This window comes from Paenibacillus sp. FSL F4-0236 (genome assembly GCF_038000135.1).
Taxonomy (GTDB): domain Bacteria; phylum Bacillota; class Bacilli; order Paenibacillales; family Paenibacillaceae; genus Paenibacillus_AQ.
This window is the reverse complement of the sequence record NZ_JBBOBK010000001.1, coordinates 3038012-3060249: the sequence shown is the minus strand read 5'-3', so window position 1 is coordinate 3060249 and position 22238 is coordinate 3038012. Positions and strand designations below refer to the sequence as shown.

The 22238-nt window shown below is 41.2% G+C and carries 24 protein-coding genes; 23 read left to right on the top strand and 1 reads right to left on the bottom strand.

Going from position 1 to position 22238, the window contains the following annotated elements; translation table 11 throughout:
* Nucleotides 1-20: 20 nt before the first annotated feature.
* The 15 genes from NSQ29_RS13875 (at nt 21) to NSQ29_RS13805 (ending at nt 14286) form a co-directional block, all read left to right on the top strand.
* Complete coding sequence (locus NSQ29_RS13875; protein ID WP_341125362.1) at nt 21-809, top strand: DUF3919 family protein; 789 nt, start codon at nt 21-23, stop codon at nt 807-809.
* 22 nt (nt 810-831) lie between these two features.
* A complete protein-coding gene (locus NSQ29_RS13870) occupies nt 832-1869 on the top strand; it encodes an ABC transporter substrate-binding protein (RefSeq protein WP_341125361.1) in 1038 nt (345 codons plus the stop codon).
* A gap of 91 nt (nt 1870-1960) precedes the next feature.
* On the top strand, nt 1961-3616 hold the full coding sequence (locus NSQ29_RS13865) for an ABC transporter permease (RefSeq protein WP_076286420.1): 1656 nt from the start codon (nt 1961-1963) through the stop codon (nt 3614-3616).
* 23 nt (nt 3617-3639) lie between these two features.
* Complete coding sequence (locus tag NSQ29_RS13860; RefSeq protein ID WP_042187748.1) at nt 3640-4722, top strand: ABC transporter ATP-binding protein; 1083 nt, start codon at nt 3640-3642, stop codon at nt 4720-4722.
* A gap of 108 nt (nt 4723-4830) precedes the next feature.
* Nucleotides 4831-5847: an extracellular solute-binding protein gene (locus tag NSQ29_RS13855; protein ID WP_042187750.1), complete on the top strand. Its 1017-nt coding sequence runs from the start codon at nt 4831-4833 to the stop codon at nt 5845-5847.
* 307 nt (nt 5848-6154) lie between these two features.
* Entirely contained in the window at nt 6155-6514 is a 360-nt protein-coding gene (locus NSQ29_RS13850; protein ID WP_042187753.1) for a helix-turn-helix transcriptional regulator, read from the top strand.
* Nucleotides 6515-6607: 93 nt separating this feature from the next.
* Nucleotides 6608-6994 (top strand): DivIVA domain-containing protein, encoded by a 387-nt coding sequence (locus NSQ29_RS13845; protein ID WP_339271621.1) that lies wholly within the window; start codon nt 6608-6610, stop codon nt 6992-6994.
* A 214-nt stretch (nt 6995-7208) separates the two neighbouring features.
* On the top strand, nt 7209-8081 hold the full coding sequence (locus NSQ29_RS13840) for a PRD domain-containing protein (RefSeq protein ID WP_042187757.1): 873 nt from the start codon (nt 7209-7211) through the stop codon (nt 8079-8081).
* A gap of 22 nt (nt 8082-8103) precedes the next feature.
* Entirely contained in the window at nt 8104-8610 is a 507-nt protein-coding gene (locus NSQ29_RS13835) for a PTS sugar transporter subunit IIA (RefSeq protein WP_042187759.1), read from the top strand.
* A gap of 47 nt (nt 8611-8657) precedes the next feature.
* Nucleotides 8658-10115 (top strand): N-acetylglucosamine-specific PTS transporter subunit IIBC, encoded by a 1458-nt coding sequence (nagE, locus tag NSQ29_RS13830; RefSeq protein WP_341125360.1) that lies wholly within the window; start codon nt 8658-8660, stop codon nt 10113-10115.
* 146 nt (nt 10116-10261) lie between these two features.
* On the top strand, nt 10262-10579 hold the full coding sequence (locus NSQ29_RS13825; RefSeq protein WP_341125359.1) for a hypothetical protein: 318 nt from the start codon (nt 10262-10264) through the stop codon (nt 10577-10579).
* A 173-nt stretch (nt 10580-10752) separates the two neighbouring features.
* Nucleotides 10753-11271, top strand: a complete 519-nt coding sequence (locus NSQ29_RS13820) for a sigma-70 family RNA polymerase sigma factor (RefSeq protein ID WP_076286416.1) — start codon at nt 10753-10755, stop codon at nt 11269-11271.
* 53 nt (nt 11272-11324) lie between these two features.
* Nucleotides 11325-12446 (top strand): hypothetical protein, encoded by a 1122-nt coding sequence (locus tag NSQ29_RS13815; protein WP_341125358.1) that lies wholly within the window; start codon nt 11325-11327, stop codon nt 12444-12446.
* Nucleotides 12443-13405: an ABC transporter ATP-binding protein gene (locus tag NSQ29_RS13810; RefSeq protein ID WP_341125357.1), complete on the top strand. Its 963-nt coding sequence runs from the start codon at nt 12443-12445 to the stop codon at nt 13403-13405. Before NSQ29_RS13815 ends, NSQ29_RS13810 begins: the two co-directional genes overlap by 4 nt.
* Nucleotides 13402-14286, top strand: a complete 885-nt coding sequence (locus NSQ29_RS13805; protein ID WP_076298894.1) for an ABC transporter permease subunit — start codon at nt 13402-13404, stop codon at nt 14284-14286. Before NSQ29_RS13810 ends, NSQ29_RS13805 begins: the two co-directional genes overlap by 4 nt.
* Before the next feature lie 91 nt (nt 14287-14377).
* Here NSQ29_RS13805 and NSQ29_RS13800 read toward each other — a convergent pair whose 3' ends face one another.
* Nucleotides 14378-14704: a winged helix-turn-helix transcriptional regulator gene (locus tag NSQ29_RS13800; RefSeq protein WP_042127276.1), complete on the bottom strand. Its 327-nt coding sequence runs from the start codon at nt 14702-14704 to the stop codon at nt 14378-14380.
* Between the two features lie 193 nt (nt 14705-14897).
* On the opposite strand from NSQ29_RS13800, the gene NSQ29_RS13795 reads away from it, so the two are divergent.
* The 8 genes from NSQ29_RS13795 (at nt 14898) to NSQ29_RS13760 (ending at nt 22119) form a co-directional block, all read left to right on the top strand.
* A complete protein-coding gene (locus NSQ29_RS13795; RefSeq protein ID WP_076298895.1) occupies nt 14898-15677 on the top strand; it encodes a GTP cyclohydrolase II in 780 nt (259 codons plus the stop codon).
* Between the two features lie 78 nt (nt 15678-15755).
* Nucleotides 15756-16811: an ABC transporter ATP-binding protein gene (locus NSQ29_RS13790; RefSeq protein ID WP_042187774.1), complete on the top strand. Its 1056-nt coding sequence runs from the start codon at nt 15756-15758 to the stop codon at nt 16809-16811.
* Between the two features lie 127 nt (nt 16812-16938).
* Nucleotides 16939-17688: an ABC transporter permease gene (locus tag NSQ29_RS13785; protein WP_042193809.1), complete on the top strand. Its 750-nt coding sequence runs from the start codon at nt 16939-16941 to the stop codon at nt 17686-17688.
* Between the two features lie 48 nt (nt 17689-17736).
* Nucleotides 17737-18480: an ABC transporter permease gene (locus tag NSQ29_RS13780; protein WP_341126765.1), complete on the top strand. Its 744-nt coding sequence runs from the start codon at nt 17737-17739 to the stop codon at nt 18478-18480.
* Nucleotides 18481-18594: 114 nt separating this feature from the next.
* Entirely contained in the window at nt 18595-19224 is a 630-nt protein-coding gene (locus tag NSQ29_RS13775) for a hypothetical protein (RefSeq protein ID WP_340969180.1), read from the top strand.
* Nucleotides 19225-19545: 321 nt separating this feature from the next.
* Nucleotides 19546-20499 (top strand): phospho-N-acetylmuramoyl-pentapeptide-transferase, encoded by a 954-nt coding sequence (gene mraY / locus NSQ29_RS13770; protein WP_341125356.1) that lies wholly within the window; start codon nt 19546-19548, stop codon nt 20497-20499.
* 47 nt (nt 20500-20546) lie between these two features.
* Nucleotides 20547-20858, top strand: coding sequence for an ArsR/SmtB family transcription factor (locus NSQ29_RS13765; RefSeq protein ID WP_341125355.1), 312 nt, complete (start codon nt 20547-20549; stop codon nt 20856-20858).
* A gap of 82 nt (nt 20859-20940) precedes the next feature.
* A complete protein-coding gene (locus tag NSQ29_RS13760; protein ID WP_341125354.1) occupies nt 20941-22119 on the top strand; it encodes an MFS transporter in 1179 nt (392 codons plus the stop codon).
* Nucleotides 22120-22238 lie beyond the last annotated feature (119 nt).

The following is a 22238-nucleotide window of genomic DNA, read 5'->3' as shown; positions in this document are numbered from 1 at the left end:
ATATGAGGAGGTTAAAGTAAGTGCCAGAGGATAAGAAAGGGCTTTCATGGTTTCGCCTCATCTTGTTACAAGTCATCATAGGCAGTCTGCTAATCGGCATGTGCGCTTACACTTTTCGAATACCTCTTGATGAAGTACATGTTGTACCTCGACAGGAGGATCAGCTTGACCGGATTGCAGGCGTTCCGATGCGCGTGGATATTACATATCCAGGCCTAGGGACGATTTCCATTGAGGATCCGAAGGAATTGCTGAAATTGAGATCTACTTTTTCCGGGTTGTTATCATCAGGAATACAGCGTCCACAACAGTTGGTTCCGAGACTTCTGTTGTCGGGAACGATGGCCTATCTGGATCAAGAAGATATTCCTTTTCAAGTGGAAACGAATGCGTTTCACTTCGGTGCAGAGTCAGTTAATTCGCTTAATGTAAGTGCAACTATCCGCAAGCTGCAAAGTACACTCATCGATAAGATGTTAACAACGTCGAGTATTGGATCTGCTGTGGAAAACAAGATTAATGATGTGTTCACACTACAGCAGGGAGTACTTACAGCTCTCACTCAGGTTGAGAGGAAGGCGTTGATATCGCAGATTCGTGCAGCAGAGCGTATTATCGATTTCAGCCATTTTGATGACTTACAACGTACACCCGATGCTCACTTTGTCATTCAGCTCACGAATGATTATCGAGTGAAAAAGCACTGGATCCATGTGGATCGTTATAACGGCGCTTACTTCGTGGTCTATGACCTTCTGGATGAGACCAATCAAAGAGTCTATTTCAAACTAAATAATGCCTCATACTGATCTTGAAGGGATGGTTTAGTCTATGGCGAGAAAGAAAAAAAACAGTAAGTCAGTCATTTTATTGTCAGTCATAGTAGTTGTGTTGGTAGCGGGGTTCTTCATGTATAAATCAGGAGTATTTGGCGGTAAAGAAATGAAAAAAATCACCGTATATTCCATTTTTCAAGAGGAAGAGGCTCGTAAAATTCTGGATAAATTCAAAGCTGAAACCGGAATTGACTATGACATCCTACGTTTGCCAAGTGGAGAAGCGGTATCACGTGTACAGAATGAAATGTCGAATCCACAAGCCGACTTTCTGATGGGAGGGCCAGCGGATTCGCACCAAGTACTGAAAGAGGCAGGTTCATTGGAAGCTTATGCTTCTCCGAATGCTTCTGACATCGCTGACAATATGAAAGACAAAGATGGCTTCTGGACAGGGTTTTATCTAAATCCAATCGCTATAGGTATTAATGAAGAACGCTGGAAAGAGAAATATGGTAGTGATCCATACCCTGAAACTTTTAAGGATTTGCTTGATCCTAAATTCAAAGGTGAAATTGGTATGTCGGATCCAGCAACATCGGGTACAGCATATACAGCAGTAGCTTCTTTAGCCCAAGTATGGGGTGATGATGAGATGTTGAACTATATCAAACAGTTGCTGCCTAACCTTAAGGAAAGACCTAAGTCTGGCATTGAGCCCATTCAGAAAGCTGCTAAAGGGGAGTATACAATTGGTGTGACTTTCCTGGGCGATCAATTGAAGATTAAATACCAAGGCAACCCAATTGTTAGTGTTGTTCCAGAAGCAGCAGGTTATGAAGTTGGAGCCTTATCCATTGTTAAGGGTGGACCTAATACAGAGGCTGCGAAGAAGCTTATGGACTATATGCTTACCAATGAACCGGGTGAGTTGTATACGCAATCTGCATACGCAGTATCCGTTAAAGCATCAGTACCGATTCCTAAAGGTGGCATTGATATTAAAACAACGAAATACAACGATACTTATGATTTGTTAAAAGCAGCATCGCAGCGTAAAGAGTTGCAAAATGCATTAAAAGATTTGAAATAAAAGAGCCAATAGGGGTATTGCATGGCTGTACCATATATGGTGACTGTAATGCCCCTCAAATTGGATGGCAGAAAGGTGGGAGTCGCCCCCTATGAAAGAAAAAAAAGGCATTGGGGAGTCGATCAACAGGCTCTTTAAAGATCCATCGTCACTCGTACTTGTACTGACTAGCTTTGCATTTCTCATTCTATTTGTTATTTATCCGCTGGTAGTCGTTGTGTTTACATCTGGATTTGATAATTGGGCAACGTTTTTTAGTAAACCCCGTTATGGAAAAGCGCTATTAAATACGGTAGTTAGCTCATCATTATCCGCTTTTACAGCAACAGTGTTTGGATTTATTTATGCGTATGCGATTCACTACAGTAACATCAGAGGAAAGAAGTTCTTTCGATTTATAGCCTTTATTCCATTATTAGCTCCTTCGGTTATGAGTGGTTTAGCATTCCTATTGCTTTTTGGACGTGGGGGAATGATCTCACAATGGTTAAATACCAACTTTAATTTTGAGCTTGATTTGTATGGATTACCGGGGCTGTGGATTGTTCAGACGATATCCTATTTTCCACTTGCCTACATGACTATAACGGGTGTGCTCCGCGCTATATCACCGAATCTGGAGATAGCAGCACAGAACCTTGGAGCTAGAGGATTTAAATTATTCAGGACGATTACGCTGAAACTTGCACTTCCAGGTGTTATTAACGCATTCTTGCTGGTAGCGATTAACTGCTTCGCTGACTTCGGGAATCCAAAGCTAATTGGTGGGAACTATTCACTTTTAGCAGTTGAAATTTACGGAGAAATTATTAATAACGAGGCAGGACTAGCTTCGGTCATGGGGATTATCTTAGTAATTCCTGCACTGATTGTATTCTGGGTTCAGAATAAGATTTTATCTAAAGGCTCCTACTCAACGATAACTGGTAAGCCGGTATCTGGTTTGAAACGGATCACTACATCTAAGAGGACAGATGCATTACTTTTCTCTTTTAACAGTTTAATCTCATTGTTCATTATTTCGATGTTTGCGATCACCATTCTTTTCGCCTTTACGAAAAACTTTGGTCGAGATAATACGTTCACACTGGATCATATTATGAAAGTTGTCTTTAGTTCATCTAGTCCAGCCGTTTTGAACAGCTTAGTGTTATCGCTAATTAGTGCGTTGCTGGCGGTGGCTCTTGCATTAGTGCTCGCCTATATAGTAGTTCGCAAACCTTTTCCAGGTAAAAAATTACTAGATTTCAGCGCGGTTCTTCCAATTGCGCTTCCAGGAACATTCGTTGGTCTTGCACTGATTGTTGCGTTTAGTAAAGGTCCGATTGTTTTGCAGGGATCTGCAGCATTGATTGTCATTGCGATGTTACTTAAACAGATGCCTGTAGGTTATCGGGGCTTGACTGCGTCTTTTAAACAAGTGGATAAATCGATCGAAGAAGCAGCCACCAATCTGGGTGCGAGTAGCCGTAAGACGCTAACAACGATTGTATTTCCAATGTTGCAAAAAACCGTCGTAGCGAACTTTGTCTATGCGTTTATGAAAAATATGAATACTTTGAGTACGATAATCTTCCTAATTACCCCTAAATGGGTTGTTGCAGCAGTATCGATCTTTAACTATGCCGAAACGGGAACCTATTATTGGGCAGCCGCTGTGGCAGTGGGTTTGATGGGTGCAACGCTTGGAACACTGGGAGTGATCAAGCTGATCTTCCGTTCCAAAGTGAAAATATTTGATTTCTAATGATTTTGAAGGGAGTGGGCACGATGGAATCCAACATACTACTAGATTTGAAAAATGTGAATAAAGTGTTCGGCAATAACCATGTCTTGAAAAATATCAACTTAAAGATTGAACGGGGGAAGTTCATCACCTTCCTTGGTCCGAGTGGTTGTGGGAAGACGACTTTATTACGTTCCATCGCGGGTTTCTATACCATCGATGATGGTGAGGTGTGGATTGACGGGAATTTGGTTAATGAATTACCTCCATATAAAAGGGGCACTCCAATGGTGTTCCAGGAATATGCCTTGTTCCCGCATATGACGGTATTTGATAATATTGCTTATGGACTAGATATTAAGAAAAGACCTGAAGCAGAAGTGCAGGAACGGGTAATGGCTGTTATGGCCCAGGTCAAATTATCCGGACTTGAAGAGCGATATCCCCATGAAATGTCTGGTGGACAACAGCAACGTGTAGCTATGGCTCGTGCCTTAGTGATGAATTCGCCGATTATTCTCCTGGATGAGCCACTAAGTAATCTAGATGCTAAATTACGTGAAGAGGTACGCGTTGAACTGCGAACAATTCAACAGGAACTTGGACTAACCGTAATATATGTAACGCATGATCAATTGGAAGCTTTGTCGATGTCAGATCAGATCGTTGTTTTTAATAAAGGAGCTATTGATCAGTACGGTACGCCGCATGAAATATATTATAAACCTCGTACACAATATGTAGCTGATTTTATTGGTTCTACCAATTTTATTGAGGCAGTAGTCATGCAAAGTAAAGAGGGTACGGCAACAGTTAGCTACGGCTTTGGAGGGGATAATGTTACTATTACTACAGATGAAAAGCTGACAGAGGGTGAGGAAGTTCTTCTGAGTGTTCGCCCCGAATCATTGCGACTAAATCATCCGGACATTAGCGGATTTAACATCATGGGAGTAGTCCAATCCTCGATGTTTCTAGGAGAAAAGGAAAGATATTTCCTTGCAGATCAATGGGGCAAAGAATGGATTGTCGATGCTTATGATATTGGTCAAAAGACTTTCGATGGTCAAGTTCGGATGAGTGCGGCAATAGACAAAATTCATATTATTAAAAAGGTTAGTCCGTAAACTGAAGTAGATGTTCCAAAAAAGGAAAACAGTCGTTTTCCTTTTTTGGCGTATCGTTTTTTATAGAACGGCGGCTATAGGCTAGTTTAGCGGGAGGAGACGTTCTAATTGAGAACAAAGGTAATTATCCTGTCATTGGTTGCGGTAACAATACTTCTTCTAATATATTTCTATCCTGGACAGAAAAGCAATCAGCCTCTCAAAGTATATGTAATTTTTCAAGAGGATGAAGCGCGTATTCTGTTGGAGAAATATAAGAAGAAGACGGGACAGTCTTATGAGCTTATTCGCATGTCTGGCGGTGAGGCAAGCTACCATTTGATGTCGATCAATAAGACAGGCATTGATGTTGTTCTCGGTGGGCCTGCTGATCTTCATGAGCAGCTCAAGAACAAAGGGAAATTAATTCGCTATTCATCACATGTTGCTGATGAGATCCCCGACATCTATAAAGATAAAATGGGCTATTGGACAGGTATATACATGGGTGCATTGGCTATTGGTGTAAATGAGCAGGTCTGGAATCAAGATCCTCAGCTTGTAGCTTTACCTCTTCCGGAACGCTACGAAGACTTATTACGTCCCGAGCTCAAGGGGAAAATTGAAATTCCGGACCCAGAAACCTCAGGTACAGGATACACATTGCTAGCCTCTCTTGCACAAGAACGTGGGGAGGAGCAAGCTCTAGCATTGGTGAGTGCTCTTAAGAAGCAGAGTTCATCAACTACATTCTCAGGAATTAGTTCTGCCCAGCGGCTTGCAGTAGGTGAAGTTGCTGCTGTTATCAGCTTTATGGGCGACCAGCTTCGATTTAAGAATTCGGGATATGCTATACAATCTTCTATTCCTCCACAAGCTGGATGGGAGATAGGTGCAGTGTCGATCTTGAAAGGTGGGAACAACGTGACTGCTGCTAAGCAGCTGGTAGATTTTGTACTGTCAACAGATGCTCAGACAGATTATATGAATTCCGCATTTTCCTTACCTGTGATGCCGAATATTAAGATCCATCCGCTATTGTCTTCTGTTAAGCTGGAAAAATTAATGATTACGTATCGATTCGATATCGCTGCTGCGAACCGAGAGGAATTACTCGCTAAATGGCATGAGGCCAATAAACGCTAAGGGATTGTTCACTCATTATTCAACGGCCATCGAGAACTTTATGGTTAAGTTCTCAATGGCCGTTATTTATTACTCGAGAAAACCAACTTTCATCATATGAAAAATTCACAATAGAAAATCACAAAATAAACAACTCTATCTAGTTACTTTCAATAAATTCATCATCTATCCCTATTAAATTTCTATACAAATCGGAAAAAGTGAACCCACTACCACATTTCAGGTTGTGAAAGTTGGAAAATAGTGCTTATACTAGAGTTATAGAAGGTAAGATTAACCAAAAAAACACAACATGAGGAGGGTTTATATGGCGTTTATGATTGCTCAACGGGCTTTTATCAAGGTGTATCTTATAACAATGGTAGAACAACATCGCGGGTATGGATACCAAATGCTTGAGGATTTACGTCGAGATTTCAAGGCACATGGATATTCCCCTCCACAGAGCGAAATTTATCGCGCGCTGCATGAGCTGGTACAGCAAGGAATTTTATATCGTACTAAACAGCTAAAAGGGAATGACCCGAAGGTGGATTTTCAAGAAATCGTCTTATACCATTTCACAACTGATGGAGAAGAGAAAGCGAAGCTATATAAGAAGCAGGTGAAGACGGATCTTGATCGCTGCTTAGGTATTTTGAACAAGGCGGTTGCGGATAACTTCTAGAACTGGAACTATAGTTATATTTTCAGGATGCTCTCACCCTGTTATAATGGTTACTGCCGGATAATTGCAGTATATACTTGGAGGTAACAAATGATGGATGAACATATGAAACGTCGATTGGACAAACAACGTAAGCTATTCAGCCAACTTGGCATCACTCTAGATGCTCTAACCATACATGAAAAAGAATTCAGTATGAAGCTTCGTGGTTACGATGCGGAGGAAGTGGATACATTTTTAGATAGCGTAATCAAGGATTATGAGCGTTTTTATGCGACAATTGCTGATCTGATGGATAAATGGCAAGAACAGCAGCTGGAGATGCGAGAATTAAAATCAGAAACCAAAGCCACAGAGGTAATTCAGGTTCCTGTACTTCGAGGCATCGACCCTAAGGATTTAGAAGAGGTCATTCTAAAACTGGAGACCAATGTCCGTCAGCTTAAAGAAAAGCTTCCCCAAATTGAAAGCTATTTATAGCTCGTGAATTTTTGAGTTCAGGAGCTGCGCTTGACATTTATAAATTTACCATTGACGAGTTAGCAGTTCATGATTTATGATATGTTCATAAATGATCATTTATATTTTAGTGGCGTGTTACCGTTAAGGGCATGAGCCAAGGATTGTCTTCATCTCGATGAGACATTTCTTGGCTTTTTTTGTTCCTAATTGACGATAATATGGGAAAGGAGTGATGAGCTTGTCGCGGGAGATCGAGCAATTTCAAGTACAGCGTGTGATTGGGAACAACGTTGTAATGGTTCAGGGAAGCAAGAACGGCAAGGAATATGTCATCATCGGTAAAGGCATTGGTTTTGCTGTGAAAGGTTCAGGTGTGATTGAAGGAAACGATCCTCGTATTGAGAAATTGTTTCGTCTAGAAGACCGCGAATCCTGGAGTCAGTATCAAATATTGCTGGAAGACATAGATCCCAAAGTGATGAGAATAACTGATGAAATAATTGCTGATATCCAAAGTCAATTTCCTGACAAATTAAACGACAAGATTTATTTGGCACTCCCGAGCCACATTCAGTTCACCATTTACCGTCTGCGCAACGGGATGGATATTATTAATCCTTTTTTACAAGAAACTAAGATGTCTTTTCCGAAGGAATTTGATATCGCTTACAAGGCATCAGAGAAGATCAATGCTGAATTTCAGGTGCAAATTCCCGAAGACGAGGTTGGATTTCTAACTTATCATGTGTACTCCGCAGTTAACAATGTATCGGTGGGTCAGTTAGTAAAAGCATCTAATATTGTAAGTGAACTTCTGGACATGATACAGCAAGAACGGAATATAACTTTTGAGCATGGCAGTATGAATCATATTCGATTAATGATCCATTTACGGTTTTCATTGGAACGTATTTTGAAGGGATCACTAATAGATAATCCTTTTGTGAAACATATTAAGAAGGAATATAAAGAAGAATACAAGTTATCTCAAAAGCTCGGTAAAGTGATGCAAAAATCTCTTGGTGTAGATATCCCGGAAGAAGAGCTGTGTTTCCTGGCGATGCACTTACACCGATTATTTCAGACTTTAGTGAAACAAAACTAACATCTTTAGAGGAGTGGAGCATATGTTTTCCAAATGGAAATCAAAAAAAGAAGAGAAACATACTGGACATACAATCGAAATCATGGCACCAATCAGCGGAGAGGCAGTTTCATTAACAGAGGTTCCGGATGAAACCTTTGCTGGTGGTCATATGGGTAGCGGAGTTGCAATCAGACCTTCTGAGGGGATCCTAAAGGCTCCTTTTGATGGCACGGTTGCTCATATCGTGAAATCGAGTCATGCAGTTATTCTGGAACATTCCTCCGGTGTGCAATTGCTGTTACATATCGGAATCGATACTGTCAGTCTTAAGGGCAACGGATTTGTCAGTCATATTGCCTCTGGAGATCAAGTGAAGGCAGGTCAAACCTTAATCGAATTTGATCTGGACGTTATTCGCGCAGCAGGCTGTGACACAATTTCACCTGTAATCGTGACTAGTACGGAGGAAACACCACCTCAAGTGAACGGACATTATGGTCAGGTTACAGCAGGACAGGATCTGATTCTTACAGTGGCTTCAAAGTAATAGGCTGATACAGCATTACTACTATTGAATCGAAAGGATGATATTTTATGTTGGGTTTTCTACAAAAATTAGGTAAGTCGCTTATGCTTCCGGTAGCAACTTTGCCTGCGGCAGGTATTCTGCAAGGGATTGGATTGCTTGATTTTGAAAAAGATTTGCATCTAGGGTCCGCAGTCGGAGGATTCCTGAACCAATATTTTGTTCCATTTCTAAACGCCGGTGCGGGTGCTATCTTCGGAAACCTTGCCTTGATCTTTGCGGTTGGTGTCGCCATTGGATTTGCCAAAGACGCCGTAGCAGCCTTGTCAGCAGTAATTGCATACATGGTACTGACCAAGATTCTGGCTGTCGTACCCCTTCAGTTCTCCTTCATCAATGATGATGTAGTGTTGAATATGGGTGTGCTTGGAGGTATATTTGCCGGTGCCTGGGCAGCATTCCTATACAAGAGATATCATAATATTAAGATGCCAGATTGGCTCGGGTTCTTTGCTGGTAAACGTTTTGTTCCAATCATTACAGCTGCATCCACGATGGTCCTTGCCGTATTAGTTGGTATGGTCTGGAGCCCTATACAAGATGTTATTAGTGATTTCGGTAACTGGGTTGTATCTTTGGGAGCAGTAGGAGCGTTCTTCTTCGGTACAGCTAACCGCTTATTGATTCCGATTGGACTTCACCACGTGCTTAATTCGATTGCTTGGTTCCAAATTGGTGACTTTACGAATGCAGCTGGTGAGTTGGTACATGGAGACTTGTATCGCTTCTTCGCTGGAGATAAAACAGCTGGGATGTTTATGACAGGCTTCTTCCCAATCATGATGTTTGCGCTTCCAGGTGCAGCACTTGCATTTATTCATACAGCTAAACCCGAAAAACGTAAAATGGTTGCTTCCATCTTCGTTGGTTCTGCCATCGCTTCTTTCTTAACAGGGATCACAGAACCCCTTGAATTCTCCTTTATGTTCTTGGCACCAGTATTGTACGTAGTGCATGCTTTACTAACTGGTTTCTCTATGGCATTAATGTATATTCTAGATGTTAAGCTTGGTTTCAGCTTCTCCGCTGGTTTGATTGACTACCTGGTGAACATGAAACTATCCACCAATGCATGGATTCTTATCCCTGTAGGTCTGTGCTTCTTCGTTCTGTACTACGTGTTATTCCGCTTTATCATCACGAAGTTCAAGCTTAAGACCCCTGGTCGTGAAGATGATGATGATGATGCGCTTGTAGCAACAACTGGAGGTAACACAACAGGTTCAGCGGCTTCTTCCAAGGCTGCTCAAATTCTTGAGCACATCGGCGGACCTTCAAACATCGAAAATATCGACGCTTGTATTACACGCCTACGTCTGATCGTTAAAGACGAAAAAGCCGTTAAAGATTCCGCTCTGAAACAACTCGGTGCTTCCGGTGTAATGAGACTTGGTCAAGGTGCTGTACAAATCGTATTTGGTCCGAAATCGGAGCAATACAAAGAGGAAATCGAGAAGTTACTATAACTTAACGTACTCCGTTTAAATTTATTAGCAAGGGCTAGTCCGCATACTAGCCCTTGTTTTTTTGTATACTTACAGGTATAAAGTGTTGCAATATACACAATACCTAGTATAATACTTGGTATAACCATACAAAGGAGTCGGTACATATGTCAGTCGACGATTATCTGGACCTTTTAAATTATGCCAAAGCAATTAACGATGGACAGTGGCAGGCTGACATCATAGAGAGCTTAAAGAATCTTAACGCAGTATCGGAAGAACCTCAGGTTCAAGAAGAAAGTGTGATAGAATTATGGTCACGGTTTGATTCCGTTAACATATTGATCATGAAGTTGTTTGAGAAGCTGCGTAAGAATGAAGAATCAGATGAAGTGTTACATTGGAAGGAACAACTGCTGGAGCTTAAGCTGGAGCGGAGTATTTTGTCCAAGAAGATTCTTAACCGATATATTCGAATTCGATAATTGGAATCAAAACAGATAGGTAAGACCAATAATGAAGACAGTTACCTTATTAATTAGGGGCTGTCTTTTTGTATGTTTTATAATGGATTATGATAATTATGAAGAATTCTGATACAAAAATGTACTGACGGTCGTCTTACTTATAGCTGCAGCTGATAAGGAGGATTTACACGATGGAAATTCCGGAATCTGAAATTTTTAAAACAATATTTTATGAACATTACCCTGTTGTCCGCCGTAAGCTTGCCGCTTTGGTACGTGATGAATCGGCGGCTGATGATTTAGCTCAAGAAGTTTTTCTGAGATTGTACCGTAATCCACCAGATGATCCAGCAGCGCTGGGTGCCTGGCTTCATAGAGTCCTAACTCGTATTGGATATGATTATTTGGACAAAAAAGCAAGGGAACGGCGACTGCAGAATAAACAAGAGCAGCTTTATGATGCTAGTGAATCTCCCCCTTCAGGTGAAGAAGTCATAATTAGTAAGCTAGATCAGGAAGATGTACACATCTGGCTGAATGAATTGCCTGAAAGAGACAGACAAGCGCTTCTTCTTCGCTACTCGGGGTACAGTTATGTGGAAATCGCGGGAGAGCTTGGAGTAAGGCCTCCAGTAGTAGGGACCCTGCTTCACCGAGCGACAGAGAAACTAAGACAAAATGCAACGAAGGCGATACCCCAGACGAAGTAGACTTTTTTCGAGGAGAAGTTAAGAAGTAATCTTTAAAATCAGGAGGTACAATAATGAATAACTATTCAGGAAAGCAAGATAAAGATAAGCAAAGTACAGACGAAGCCTGGGCCAAGCTACAGAGTAAGTTAGAGAATGAGTCTTATAATCCTCAATGGACAAAATGGAGAAAAAATACGGAAGCCCAAGTTGAGGATTCTGTTAACTTAAGTCAGCCAGAAAATCTTGAGAACCTTGAATCAGAGTCAACACCAACGGTAGTACAGGACATACTTGTAACTACCCATGATAAGAAAGTACAACGTCCGCGTCGGCTGCGTATGAACCGTCGTCGGAAGCTAGGAGTTGTAGCTGCGAGTGTAGCTGTTTTTGCAGTCATACTCGCGACCCCAATAGGAAACACAGCAATGGCATCCATTCTGAATCAGTTCAGGATGGAACAGGTTACGGTTGTTCATGAGAGTGATCTGCGTAATATTTTCACACAGGTGGCTGAAGACGGTGAACTTAATCGATCAATTAATCAATTCGGTGAGTTTACAAACGCTAGCGGGGCTTACATTGGTGAGTTGCCTGCGGATCAACTGAAGGCTACCCTAGGCTATCCAGCGAAAACCGCTGCTTTAGTGGAAGGGCATAATTCAGTTACGGTGGGTGCTTCACAAGATATCACGCTTAATCTGAAAGTGGACGAAGTGAACAAAGCCCTGAAGAAAATTGGAGCAGAACATCTGCTGCCCGAATCGATTGACGGTAAACCAATTACACTTCATATCCCGGAATTTGTGAATTACAATCTCTCATCTGACGAAACGCACTGGGCAAGTCTGTCGCAGATGAATGCACCTGTACTTAACGTTGATCCTTCTATTAAAGTGGAAGAGGCTTTGGAAGCTGTAATGAATTTCCCACTGCTCCCAGATTACTTGAAGACTAGCTTAATGCAAAGCAGGGTCTTATCCGGAGAAATCCCAATGCCGTTAATCGCTGGTGAAAATACGGAGCAAATAACTGTGGGTGACACTTTAGTTATAGTTGACAATTATGAATACAGCCGCGGTCCTGTATATCAAGCTACATGGATTCAGGATGGACAGCTATTCAATTTGTCAGGTGAGCTCTATTCGAGTAAAGAGAAGCTTATGACCAAGGTTCAGGAGTTGATTGAATCATGAGTACTGCAGCAATTGAAGCCAAGTCACTAACTAAAGAATATGATAACGGGCGCGGTTGTCGAGATGTAAGTATTACTGTAGGGAAAGGGGAAGCCTTTGGCTTCCTCGGCCCTAACGGTGCAGGTAAAAGCACCTTTGTAAAAATGCTTGTAGGACTTATTCATCCATCAAGTGGCAGTGGAACTCTGTTCGGGCATAAGATTGGTTCGCTAGAAGCTAAATCACTAATCGGTTATTTGCCCGAATTGTATCGCTATCAGGAATGGCTAACGGGTGAGGAGGTTGTGAGGCTGCATGCAAGACTATGTGGAATGCAGCGGTCTGTAGCATATAAGAGAATTCCACAACTTCTTGATGAGGTTGGAATTGGTAAGCGTGGACGTGACCGAGTGAAGCATTACTCTAAGGGAATGCAGCAAAGACTGGGTTTAGCTTGTGCACTTGTTAATGAGCCGGCTATCGTTTTTTTGGATGAGCCCTCATCGGCACTAGATCCAATCGGACGTCAGGAAGTCCGGCGTATATTACAGAATCTAAAAGAAAAAGGGGTTACGATATTTCTAAACTCTCATCTGTTAGAGGATGTTGAAGTACTTTGCGACCGAATGGCGCTACTTAATAACGGAGTTATTCTCCGGCATGGTAAAGTGTCCGAGGTGTTAAACAAGCGTATGAGCTGGCGATTTAAAGTAGGCGGCTTTGCGCCTATTTTATTGTCGTGGCTAAAAGATCAGACAGGCTTGCAGATCCGGGTGTCTTCCCATACCGAAGAATCCATAGACAGTAGTAGGGTTTGGTTGGAAGCGGAGCTGGAAAGTGAAGAGCAGGTGGGTTGGCTGAATACACTGATTATAGAACAAGGGATGACCTTATATGAAGTTTCACATCAGCAAGAACGTCTGGAAGAGTGGTTTATGAATGCTGTATCAGGACTAAGCCACAGAGGTGAACACGAATGAGAATTATAATGGGTATGACCTGGAAAGAACTGATGCGCAAAAGAGTAATGGTGCTGACATTAATTATGACCGTGGTCTTTCTTATTGGGTTTTGGTTTATTGCGGGTACGATCGGGCAAAGTTCTATGTCTCACGGATCGAGTTTTCCTAGCGGAGAAGAACTCCTTATTCGTTTTACAAATGGTTTATTTATTTTATCATTTGGATTTTTCTTCGGAGCATTTGTAATTGCTTTTTTAGCTATTTTTAGTTCGTTTTCCGCCATTTCAGGTGAGGCAGAGCAGGGAGTGATGCAAGCCTTGCTTCCAAGACCAATTCCACGCTGGAAATGGTACGCAGGTCGCTGGCTTGGTTATGTAACACTAGGAATAGGTTATGCACTTATTTTATTTGTTTCTATATTGCTAATTACGCAAGCTCATACCGCAATTCCAAGAGATGGATTAGCGTTATTTAAATCATTTTTGCTCTTTTCTTCCATCGTACCGTTGCTAATAACTGTTTCTATGCTGGGTTCAGGATTCTTCTCAGCCCTTGGGAATGGAGTCTTTATGACGATGCTTTATGGAGCAGGATGGCTAGGAGGAATGATTGACAAGGTAAGTAGTTCATTATTATCTAAGCCCGAAGCACTTAGCACTCTAAATAATATGACGGGTATAATGTCCTTACTTATGCCTGTAGATGGGTTACAGCGCAGAATGACTGCTGAACTGTTTAGCATTAACGAAATGAACGGGATGTTTAACGCTTCCAATAGTCTATTTGGGTTAGATAACTTCACCTCAGTCCCATCTAATACATTTATCGTCTATGCGATCTTCTATACACTTATCGCGTTCTTAATCGGATTGTATCGTTTTCAACGGAAAGATCTATAGTAGTTTAACAATATTTCGAAGAACTTAAAATGCCCTTTTTGTTGCCGGATTTACGGAACAAAAAGGGCTCTTCAAGTTAGTATAAGTCGGATTAATTTGTAACACCAAGCTCAATCCAGTCCGTAGACCAATTTCCAATTTCACCAAGTATAGGAGCCAACGCGGTTCCTTTTGGAGTAAGGGAGTACTCAATGCGTACTGGCATTTCTGGATATACGGTTCGTTCAATAATACCTTCGATTTCCATTTCTTTTAATCGGTCAGATAACACTTTACCACTTAGATTGGACAGACAGCTTTCTATTTCGCCAAAACGACGTGGACCTGGCATAAGCACGAAAACGATCAGCGCGACCCAACGTTTACTTAGCAAGTCTACCGCTTTTTCAAAGCGAGGACACATGTTGAAATCATTCATAATATCACCTCGACATTCATTATATCATAAACTTACATAAAGTAATTATAAATATTTAAAGATATATTATAACTTGACGAAGTTATATTACAATGATAAACTTACTTACAAATAGTTACTTATATTTTAACTAATATTCGATCCTTATGTATAGCTATAGCTATACCAGATGAAATTGAGGAAGGTGTTACACATGACAAAACCAGATATTATTTCTATCCTACAAAATAAAATTACTCGGATTCCTTTAGAAAACAGTACAAATATATTGGTTGGACCGATTACTTTACCCGTGAATTTAGACGGAGAGACTGTTACTTTTAAATGGTACAACTGGCTGAACACTACGGATGCAGAGCTTCTTGGTGATAATAGTGAAGCAACAGCCGCTTTGATTTCAAAGTTACCATCCATGAGCCTCGCAGATGGTCAGCAATCCAGTGTTTTAGTATATGGTGATTTCGAAGGCTCAGATGAAGCATTGATTCGGATGCACAGCATTTGTCATACCGGCGATATTTTTGGCAGCAAACGTTGTGATTGTGGCTTCCAACTGCATCAGTCCATGAAAATGATCGTCGAACACGGTTCAGGTGCGTTATTCTATCTTGCTAACCATGAGGGTAGAGGCATTGGACTGTTTAGCAAATCTTTAGCGTATCTTTTACAAGAAGAAGGATACGATACAGTTGAGGCTAATTTAGAACTGGGTTTTTCTGATGATTCAAGAAATTATGAAGAAGCGATCAGCGTTCTACAACAGCTACGTCAAAAACCAGTCACGTTAATTACGAACAATCCGAAGAAACTGGAAGCTCTCAAGACTGCAGGTATGAATGCTGTGAAAAGAGTAGCGCTGTGGGGAGATGTATCTTCTTTTAACGAGAAATACTTACGCACCAAAGTGGCTCGTTCAGGACATTTAGAGGCAGTGAAAGAAGCGAATCCAATTGTAGGAAGACTGGCTAAGTAAAAATTGAGGTAGTGCTTTTGCACTTCTTCAATTATAATGGGTTACTGGAACCCAACTTTAAGCTTAGTGAGGTACAATATGACTGCTATTCAAGTACAAGACTTACGCAAAACATTCAAAGTACAAAAAAACCGCGAAGGTCTCAAAGGGGCCTTCGCTGATTTGTTTAAAAGGGAGTATACGGAAGTAACTGCTGTGAAGGATATTTCCTTTTCCATTCCCGAAGGTGAGATTTGTGGTTATATCGGCGAGAACGGTGCCGGGAAATCAACCACGATCAAAATGCTCACGGGCATTCTCGTACCCACTTCAGGAAATCTTACGGTGGGTGGTTATGTTCCTTATTTGGAGCGCGAGAAATTCGTGAAGAATATCGGTGTGGTGTTTGGGCAACGCAGCCAGCTATGGTGGGACATTGGGGTCATTGAATCCTTCCAGCTGCTGCGCAAGGTATACCGGGTATCTGAACAAGACTTCAAGAAACGGCTGGATGAATTAGTCGAACGATTGCAGTTGCAAGAACTACTGAATCGTCCTGTTCGTAAGCTCAGTCTCGGTCAGCGGATGCGTTGTGAATTAGTCGCAGCATTACTTCATAACCCTTCGATTGTATTTCTGGACGAGCCAACCATTGGTTTAGATATTGTGGTGAAGTCAGAGATCCGTGAATTCCTTAAAGATATGAACCGTGAGCATGGAACAACCATACTGTTGACTACACATGATCTGCAAGATATTGAAGCCCTTTGCTCGCGGGTGATCATGCTTGACGATGGTCGAATTATTTATGACGGCGGCCTAGAAGATCTGAAACAGCGCTGGGGAACCGGACGTGAAGTTCAATTTCAATTCGGAAATGCAACGAAACGGCAATTGCTTGAGCTTTGGACTGAAGGGATGCCGGTTACTTGGTCTGCAGACAACGATCTTGGAGCATCGGTTTGGATACCGCTGGATATTAATGTATCCGATGTTTTGGGACGGGTAGTAGGGAAAGCCGACATTACTGATATCAAAATCATTGAGACGAATACGGACGATATTGTTCGCAGTATTTATCAATCCGGGTCTGCGGATAAACCAGAGAAACAAGCTGCCGCTCTGAAGGATGAAAGAGAGGCTTTACATGTCTGATAAGCTTAATGCTTCAACAGCTATGTCCTCGTCCTCAGGAGGTTCACCTTCAGGTGGTCCTCCAGAGAATAGTCGTAGATTACTATTTGGGGCGTACTTAGATTTTATACGGATCCGGTTCCTTACCATGCTTGCTTATCGGATCAACTACTACTCAGGTATTCTTATCTATTCACTGAATATTGGGGTTAACTATTTCACGTGGATGGCCATCTATGGTAATGGGGATTCACTTGGTGGCTTTACCGCAACGCAAATGACGTCTTATGTCGCTGTTTCTTGGATGGCTCGTGCGTTTTATTTTAATAATCTAGATCGTGAGATCTCTACGGATATACGAGACGGAAGTATCGCTATCCAGTTTATAAGGCCTTATAACTATGTCTTAGTCAAAATGATGCAAGGACTCGGAGAGGGAATGTTCCGCTTTCTCTTGTTTATGATTCCGGGTATGGCTATAGCGATGTTGTTGTTCCCGGTTCAATTACCGACAGCACCATCTGCTTGGGCGGGGTTTCTTGTAATGCTCTTTTTCAGCTTTTTGATTAATTCACAGATCAATATTATTACTGGGCTCTCAGCTTTCTTTGTTGAGAATAATGAGGGCATGATGCGTATGAAGCGGGTAATTGTTGATCTGTTCTCTGGTCTGATCGTGCCGATCAGTCTGTTTCCTGACTGGCTATCTTCTATACTTAAGGTGCTGCCGTTTCAGGCGATTACTTACTTGCCGGGTTCTGTATTTACAGGACGGGTGCAAGGGGTTGGGATTTGGAATGTACTGGGGATACAGATCGTTTGGTTCCTGGCCTTACTGATTCCAATTGTCTGGTTATATCATGCGGCGCGGCAGCGTCTCTTCGTGCAGGGAGGTTGAGGAAACGTGTATTACCTTGGATTATTAATTGAATACATTAAGAACTATATGAAGTCCCGGCTCACCTATCGCGCCGATTTTTGGGTAGAGGTCATATCAGATTTGCTCTTTCAGGCTACAAACTTTATCTTTATACTAGTAATTTTTATGCATACGGATAGCCTTGGCGGCTGGAAACAGAACGAAGTAGTGTTCGTCTATGGGTTCTTTATGGTGCCTTTTGGGGTGTTTAGTTGTTTTGTGAATCTATGGGGATTTAGTGAGCGTTATATCGTCAAAGGTGAGATGGACCGTATTTTGACACGTCCGGCGCATAATCTGTTCCAGATCTTTTTGGAAAATGTTGATCCACCAGCACTAATGGGCTCATTCATAGGTATTATTATTATGGCCATCAGTGGTAGTAATCTGGGTCTTCCCTTTGAATGGTGGACGATACCGGCTCTGATCATTCTCACGTTAAGTGCCGTCGCCATCTATACTGGGATTTATACAACATTGACTTCATTGTCTTTCTATTCGGATGCTCCTACGGGTATTCTTCCGTTAATGTACAACATTCAGACTTATGGCCGTTATCCGGTAACGATTTACAATCGTGCTATTCAGGTACTTCTAACTTGGATTATCCCGTTTGCATTCGTCGGGGTATATCCAGCAGCGCTCTTCCTGCAGCGTGAAGAAATGACGAGCCTGGCGCTGATGACACCTGTTGTAGGTGCGATATTCCTTGGGATTGGTCTGTTAGCTTGGAGTTATGGGGTTAGAAGATATAAGGGCGCGGGATCTTAAGCTAAGCTATTGTCTTGTTAAGTTGGAAAGGCTACCTTCGGGTAGTCTTTTTTTTCACTCCTAATTCATCAATATGCTAAAATCATTAATAACTAGAATGGGGAGGAATCATAGATGAATGTGTTAGATATTTTACCAGCACCCGAAAACTTAAAAAAACTCATGAAAATACTTGCTTCTCTAAATATTGTCCTATGTTCAGAGGAATGGCTTCGCTATCATAGTTTTGATTCTAAATTTGATAAGAATGTTTCTCTAGCATCGATCGATAATGGCTCAGGTGATCATTTGTTTATTATTTTTGCACCTCAAGGAACGATAATTAAAGGTTTTGATCATGAATCCGAAGTAAGTCCATATGCGCGCGACGAACATGAAGTTTGGCCAGGAATCTATGAAGAAGTCCCCACCTCACTATTGTCTATTCTTGAAGAAGAGGCGATAGCTAAGGATGATGTTACTTTTTGTTTTTGGCGTGAAAATAATGACTTGACGTGGAAAAAGGGGAAGGTAGAGATTCCAGCGGGGACAGAAGATGGTTCGGACTTTTTGCTAGGGACTATTTTCCGCACTGCTGAGGATTTTGTGGAATTTGCCGAAGGTTATTTTGAACTCATACTCCCCTTAGAGGTTGTTGCACAAGTTTATGAGGGTGCAGCTATTACGAAAGAGATGATTAAAGCGTTAAATCCTGATGGTGATATTGAGAAAATCCTTCAGGAATTAGCAGAGCTAGACTCTTAGGTAATTATCGATTTGAAAACAGAGAGGGATGCGAAATAAATGAAGGGCTGCCGATAGGCAGTCCTTTATTTATTGATCGGAAGTATTTCTTAATGAGGAGCGAAAATAGGAAATAAAAACAGAATACTTTCTCTTTATCAAAGTTTTATTTACATATATCATTTTACTAAAGATACAAGTGAGAGGGATAAAACTTTACATAATTCAAGCGATCTTAATAACTCTCAAATCAATTTCGTGAGTGTGAGTTAGGTTCCAGAGTAGAGTATTTGGAGTGGAAGTATTAAAATATTGTTTTTCAAAGAGGGGGCAGTTTGTTATATGTTTGGAATTATGGCTATTTCCGGCCTGTCTTTTCTTCTAGTGGCGTTATTTACGCCGTTGTTGATCTGGACACTGCACAGGCTGAGGCTAACGCAGCCAATTCGCTCCGAGTTACCAGCGGATCATCAGGCCAAACGTGGTACACCGCTTATGGCAGGGTTGGTCCTGCTTATCGGGATAGCGATCTCGTTACAGTTTCATCCCGGACCTCTAATGTTACTCTTATGCGTCACGTTTTTGTTGTTCAGCTCGGTCGGATTTCTGGATGATTTCAAAAAGGCTTTTTGGCAAAATCCGTCCGGCATCACCGGTCGCTCAAAGCTAGTGCTTCAATTTATTTTTACTGGAATCATTTTGTATGTGTTGTTCCAATCGTTCGGTCTGACGAGCGATATTGGGTTATTTCAAGGGCACTATCTGCAATTGCCTTTGTACCTTTATGTCGGAATCATTTTGCTGTTTGTGGTGGGCTCCGCAAATGCCATCAATTTTACGGACGGTCTTGATGGGCTACTGATTAATGTGGCCATTCCAACGTATTTTTTCTTTTTTATGATTTCGGACAAACCTGAAGTACAGACATTTTCCCTTGTCATGATCGGCTGTCTGCTTGGGCTTTTCCTTTATAATATTTATCCGGCAAGAGCGTTTATGGGCGATACAGGATCGTTGGCGATCGGTGGCTCCCTTTCCATTTTGGCTGTCATTGAGAAGGTCGAGCTTTTGATTCCAATTTTGTTTTTCGTCTATTTTGCGGAGCAGTTATCGGTCATATTACAAGTTTGGTACTATAAACGGACTAAGCTGCGGCTGTTCCGGATGGCTCCGATCCATTACCATTTCAGCTTAAAATATGGATGGAGCGAAAACAAAATCGTGATGATATTCGGTTTCATTTCGTGGGTATCCGTACTGATTTGCTGGTTAATTTGGAAATATCTCATGCACTAAATAAATTTCACATTTACAAATCTATAAAAGTAGATATAATGAAATGCATGGAACCTTTAGTGATATTTAAAGCTTTGTCTAACGAGACACGTAGTCAGATTATGATGTGGTTAAAAACTCCGGGGGAATTCTTTGATGAGAAGCCTTATTTACAACAAGGCCTTAGTTTTCGAACTGGAATATGCGTGGGAGATATTCAAGCTAAAGCGGGACTTGCACAGTCTGTTATCTCGAGTTATTTGTTGACAATGCAAAAAGCTGGTTTGTTGGAATCTGAGCGAATTGGGAAGTGGACGTACTATCGTCGGAACGAGAAGACAATTCAGGAATTTTCCGAGTATATTAAACAGAAACTATAAATGAGAGGAGGGAAGACTTTTTTTTGATAATACATATCTACAATTCTGTATATGTGAATATAATTGGAGGATTATTTTAAAAATGAAAAAGATTAACCCGTTGCTTATCATTATTCTGGCTTTAGGTGTATTTGGTATTATCACTACGGAAATGGGTATTATAGGTGTTCTACCGCAGATAACTCAAAAATTTAATATATCGACTTCACAGACTGGATGGCTTGTAAGTGTATTTGCTTTAGTCGTTGCCATTTCTGGTCCATTCCTAACATTACTGGCTTCTGGTATCAATCGTAAAGTTATTCTATTAACGGCTGTACTTATTTTTGCAATTTCAAATGTTGTGTACGCTTATACAACTATGTTTGAAGTAATGTTGATTTTTCGTATTATCCCTGCTATTTTTCATCCTGTCTTTTTTTCAGTTGCTCTTGTGACCGCTGCTCAACTTGTCCCACCAGAAAAGAGTACTAAAGCAGTTACAAAGGTTTTCGCCGGAATCACAGTCGGGTTTGCTTTTGGTGTGCCTTTGACTTCTTATCTTGCGGACAAAATATCATTAGAAGTTGCATTCCTGTTTGGTGCTGTTGTAAGTATAATTGCCTTTTTAGGGATACTCGCTTGGCTTCCTTCCATGCCTGTTAAAGAAAAAATGTCTTATGGCAAGCAGCTTGGTATACTACGCAAACCCCTATTATGGTTAAATATTGTGACTGTTATTTTTATTTTTGCAGCTATGTTTTCTGTATATAGTTACTTCGCTGAGTATCTTGGACAAGTAACACATATGAATGGATCATGGATTAGTATCATGTTGATGGCCTTTGGTATAGTCATGATTTTTGGGAATTTTTTATTTGGGAGCCTTTTGCATAAAAGCATTTCAAAGACCGTCATCATGTTTCCTCTGCTATATGCGGTAACTTACCTCTTCGTTTATTATCTAGGATCTTATTTCATTCCGATGGTTATTATCATAATCATTTGGGGGGCAGTGCATTCCGGCGGACTCATTGTCAGTCAAGCATGGTTAACGACCGAGGCGAAAGAAGCTCCCGAATTCGGTAACAGCTTGTTTATTTCATTCTCCAATCTTGGAATTACGATAGGGACTGCTATCGGTGGTTGGTTTATTTCTCATGCAGGAATACATCAGCTCATCTGGATCGGAATTATGTTTTCCCTGCTTGCTTTCTTATCGATCATAATCAAAATAAAAATTTCTAACTTAAACGTAACAGAAGCTAAGCTGGGTGATTAACGGAGATTATGAATTTATTAAAACAGCGACAGCCATGTATCTTATTTTTCTGATACATAGCTGTCGCTGTTTTCTATATTAAGTATTACAAACTTGTGTTTTTTACTATTTTGATTTAT

Coding starts and splice junctions, on each gene's coding strand:
- NSQ29_RS13870 (WP_341125361.1), top strand. CDS start 832: ATGGCGAGAAAGAAAAAAAACAGTAAGTCAGTCATTTTATTGTCAGTC.
- NSQ29_RS13865 (WP_076286420.1), top strand. CDS start 1,961: ATGAAAGAAAAAAAAGGCATTGGGGAGTCGATCAACAGGCTCTTTAAA.
- NSQ29_RS13860 (WP_042187748.1), top strand. CDS start 3,640: ATGGAATCCAACATACTACTAGATTTGAAAAATGTGAATAAAGTGTTC.
- NSQ29_RS13850 (WP_042187753.1), top strand. CDS start 6,155: ATGGCGTTTATGATTGCTCAACGGGCTTTTATCAAGGTGTATCTTATA.
- NSQ29_RS13845 (WP_339271621.1), top strand. CDS start 6,608: ATGGATGAACATATGAAACGTCGATTGGACAAACAACGTAAGCTATTC.
- NSQ29_RS13840 (WP_042187757.1), top strand. CDS start 7,209: ATGAGCTTGTCGCGGGAGATCGAGCAATTTCAAGTACAGCGTGTGATT.
- NSQ29_RS13835 (WP_042187759.1), top strand. CDS start 8,104: ATGTTTTCCAAATGGAAATCAAAAAAAGAAGAGAAACATACTGGACAT.
- nagE (WP_341125360.1), top strand. CDS start 8,658: ATGTTGGGTTTTCTACAAAAATTAGGTAAGTCGCTTATGCTTCCGGTA.
- NSQ29_RS13825 (WP_341125359.1), top strand. CDS start 10,262: ATGTCAGTCGACGATTATCTGGACCTTTTAAATTATGCCAAAGCAATT.
- NSQ29_RS13820 (WP_076286416.1), top strand. CDS start 10,753: ATGGAAATTCCGGAATCTGAAATTTTTAAAACAATATTTTATGAACAT.
- NSQ29_RS13815 (WP_341125358.1), top strand. CDS start 11,325: ATGAATAACTATTCAGGAAAGCAAGATAAAGATAAGCAAAGTACAGAC.
- NSQ29_RS13810 (WP_341125357.1), top strand. CDS start 12,443: ATGAGTACTGCAGCAATTGAAGCCAAGTCACTAACTAAAGAATATGAT.
- NSQ29_RS13805 (WP_076298894.1), top strand. CDS start 13,402: ATGAGAATTATAATGGGTATGACCTGGAAAGAACTGATGCGCAAAAGA.
- NSQ29_RS13800 (WP_042127276.1), bottom strand. CDS start 14,704: ATGAATGATTTCAACATGTGTCCTCGCTTTGAAAAAGCGGTAGACTTG.
- NSQ29_RS13795 (WP_076298895.1), top strand. CDS start 14,898: ATGACAAAACCAGATATTATTTCTATCCTACAAAATAAAATTACTCGG.
- NSQ29_RS13790 (WP_042187774.1), top strand. CDS start 15,756: ATGACTGCTATTCAAGTACAAGACTTACGCAAAACATTCAAAGTACAA.
- NSQ29_RS13785 (WP_042193809.1), top strand. CDS start 16,939: ATGCTTGCTTATCGGATCAACTACTACTCAGGTATTCTTATCTATTCA.
- NSQ29_RS13780 (WP_341126765.1), top strand. CDS start 17,737: ATGAAGTCCCGGCTCACCTATCGCGCCGATTTTTGGGTAGAGGTCATA.
- NSQ29_RS13775 (WP_340969180.1), top strand. CDS start 18,595: ATGAATGTGTTAGATATTTTACCAGCACCCGAAAACTTAAAAAAACTC.
- mraY (WP_341125356.1), top strand. CDS start 19,546: ATGTTTGGAATTATGGCTATTTCCGGCCTGTCTTTTCTTCTAGTGGCG.
- NSQ29_RS13765 (WP_341125355.1), top strand. CDS start 20,547: ATGGAACCTTTAGTGATATTTAAAGCTTTGTCTAACGAGACACGTAGT.
- NSQ29_RS13760 (WP_341125354.1), top strand. CDS start 20,941: ATGAAAAAGATTAACCCGTTGCTTATCATTATTCTGGCTTTAGGTGTA.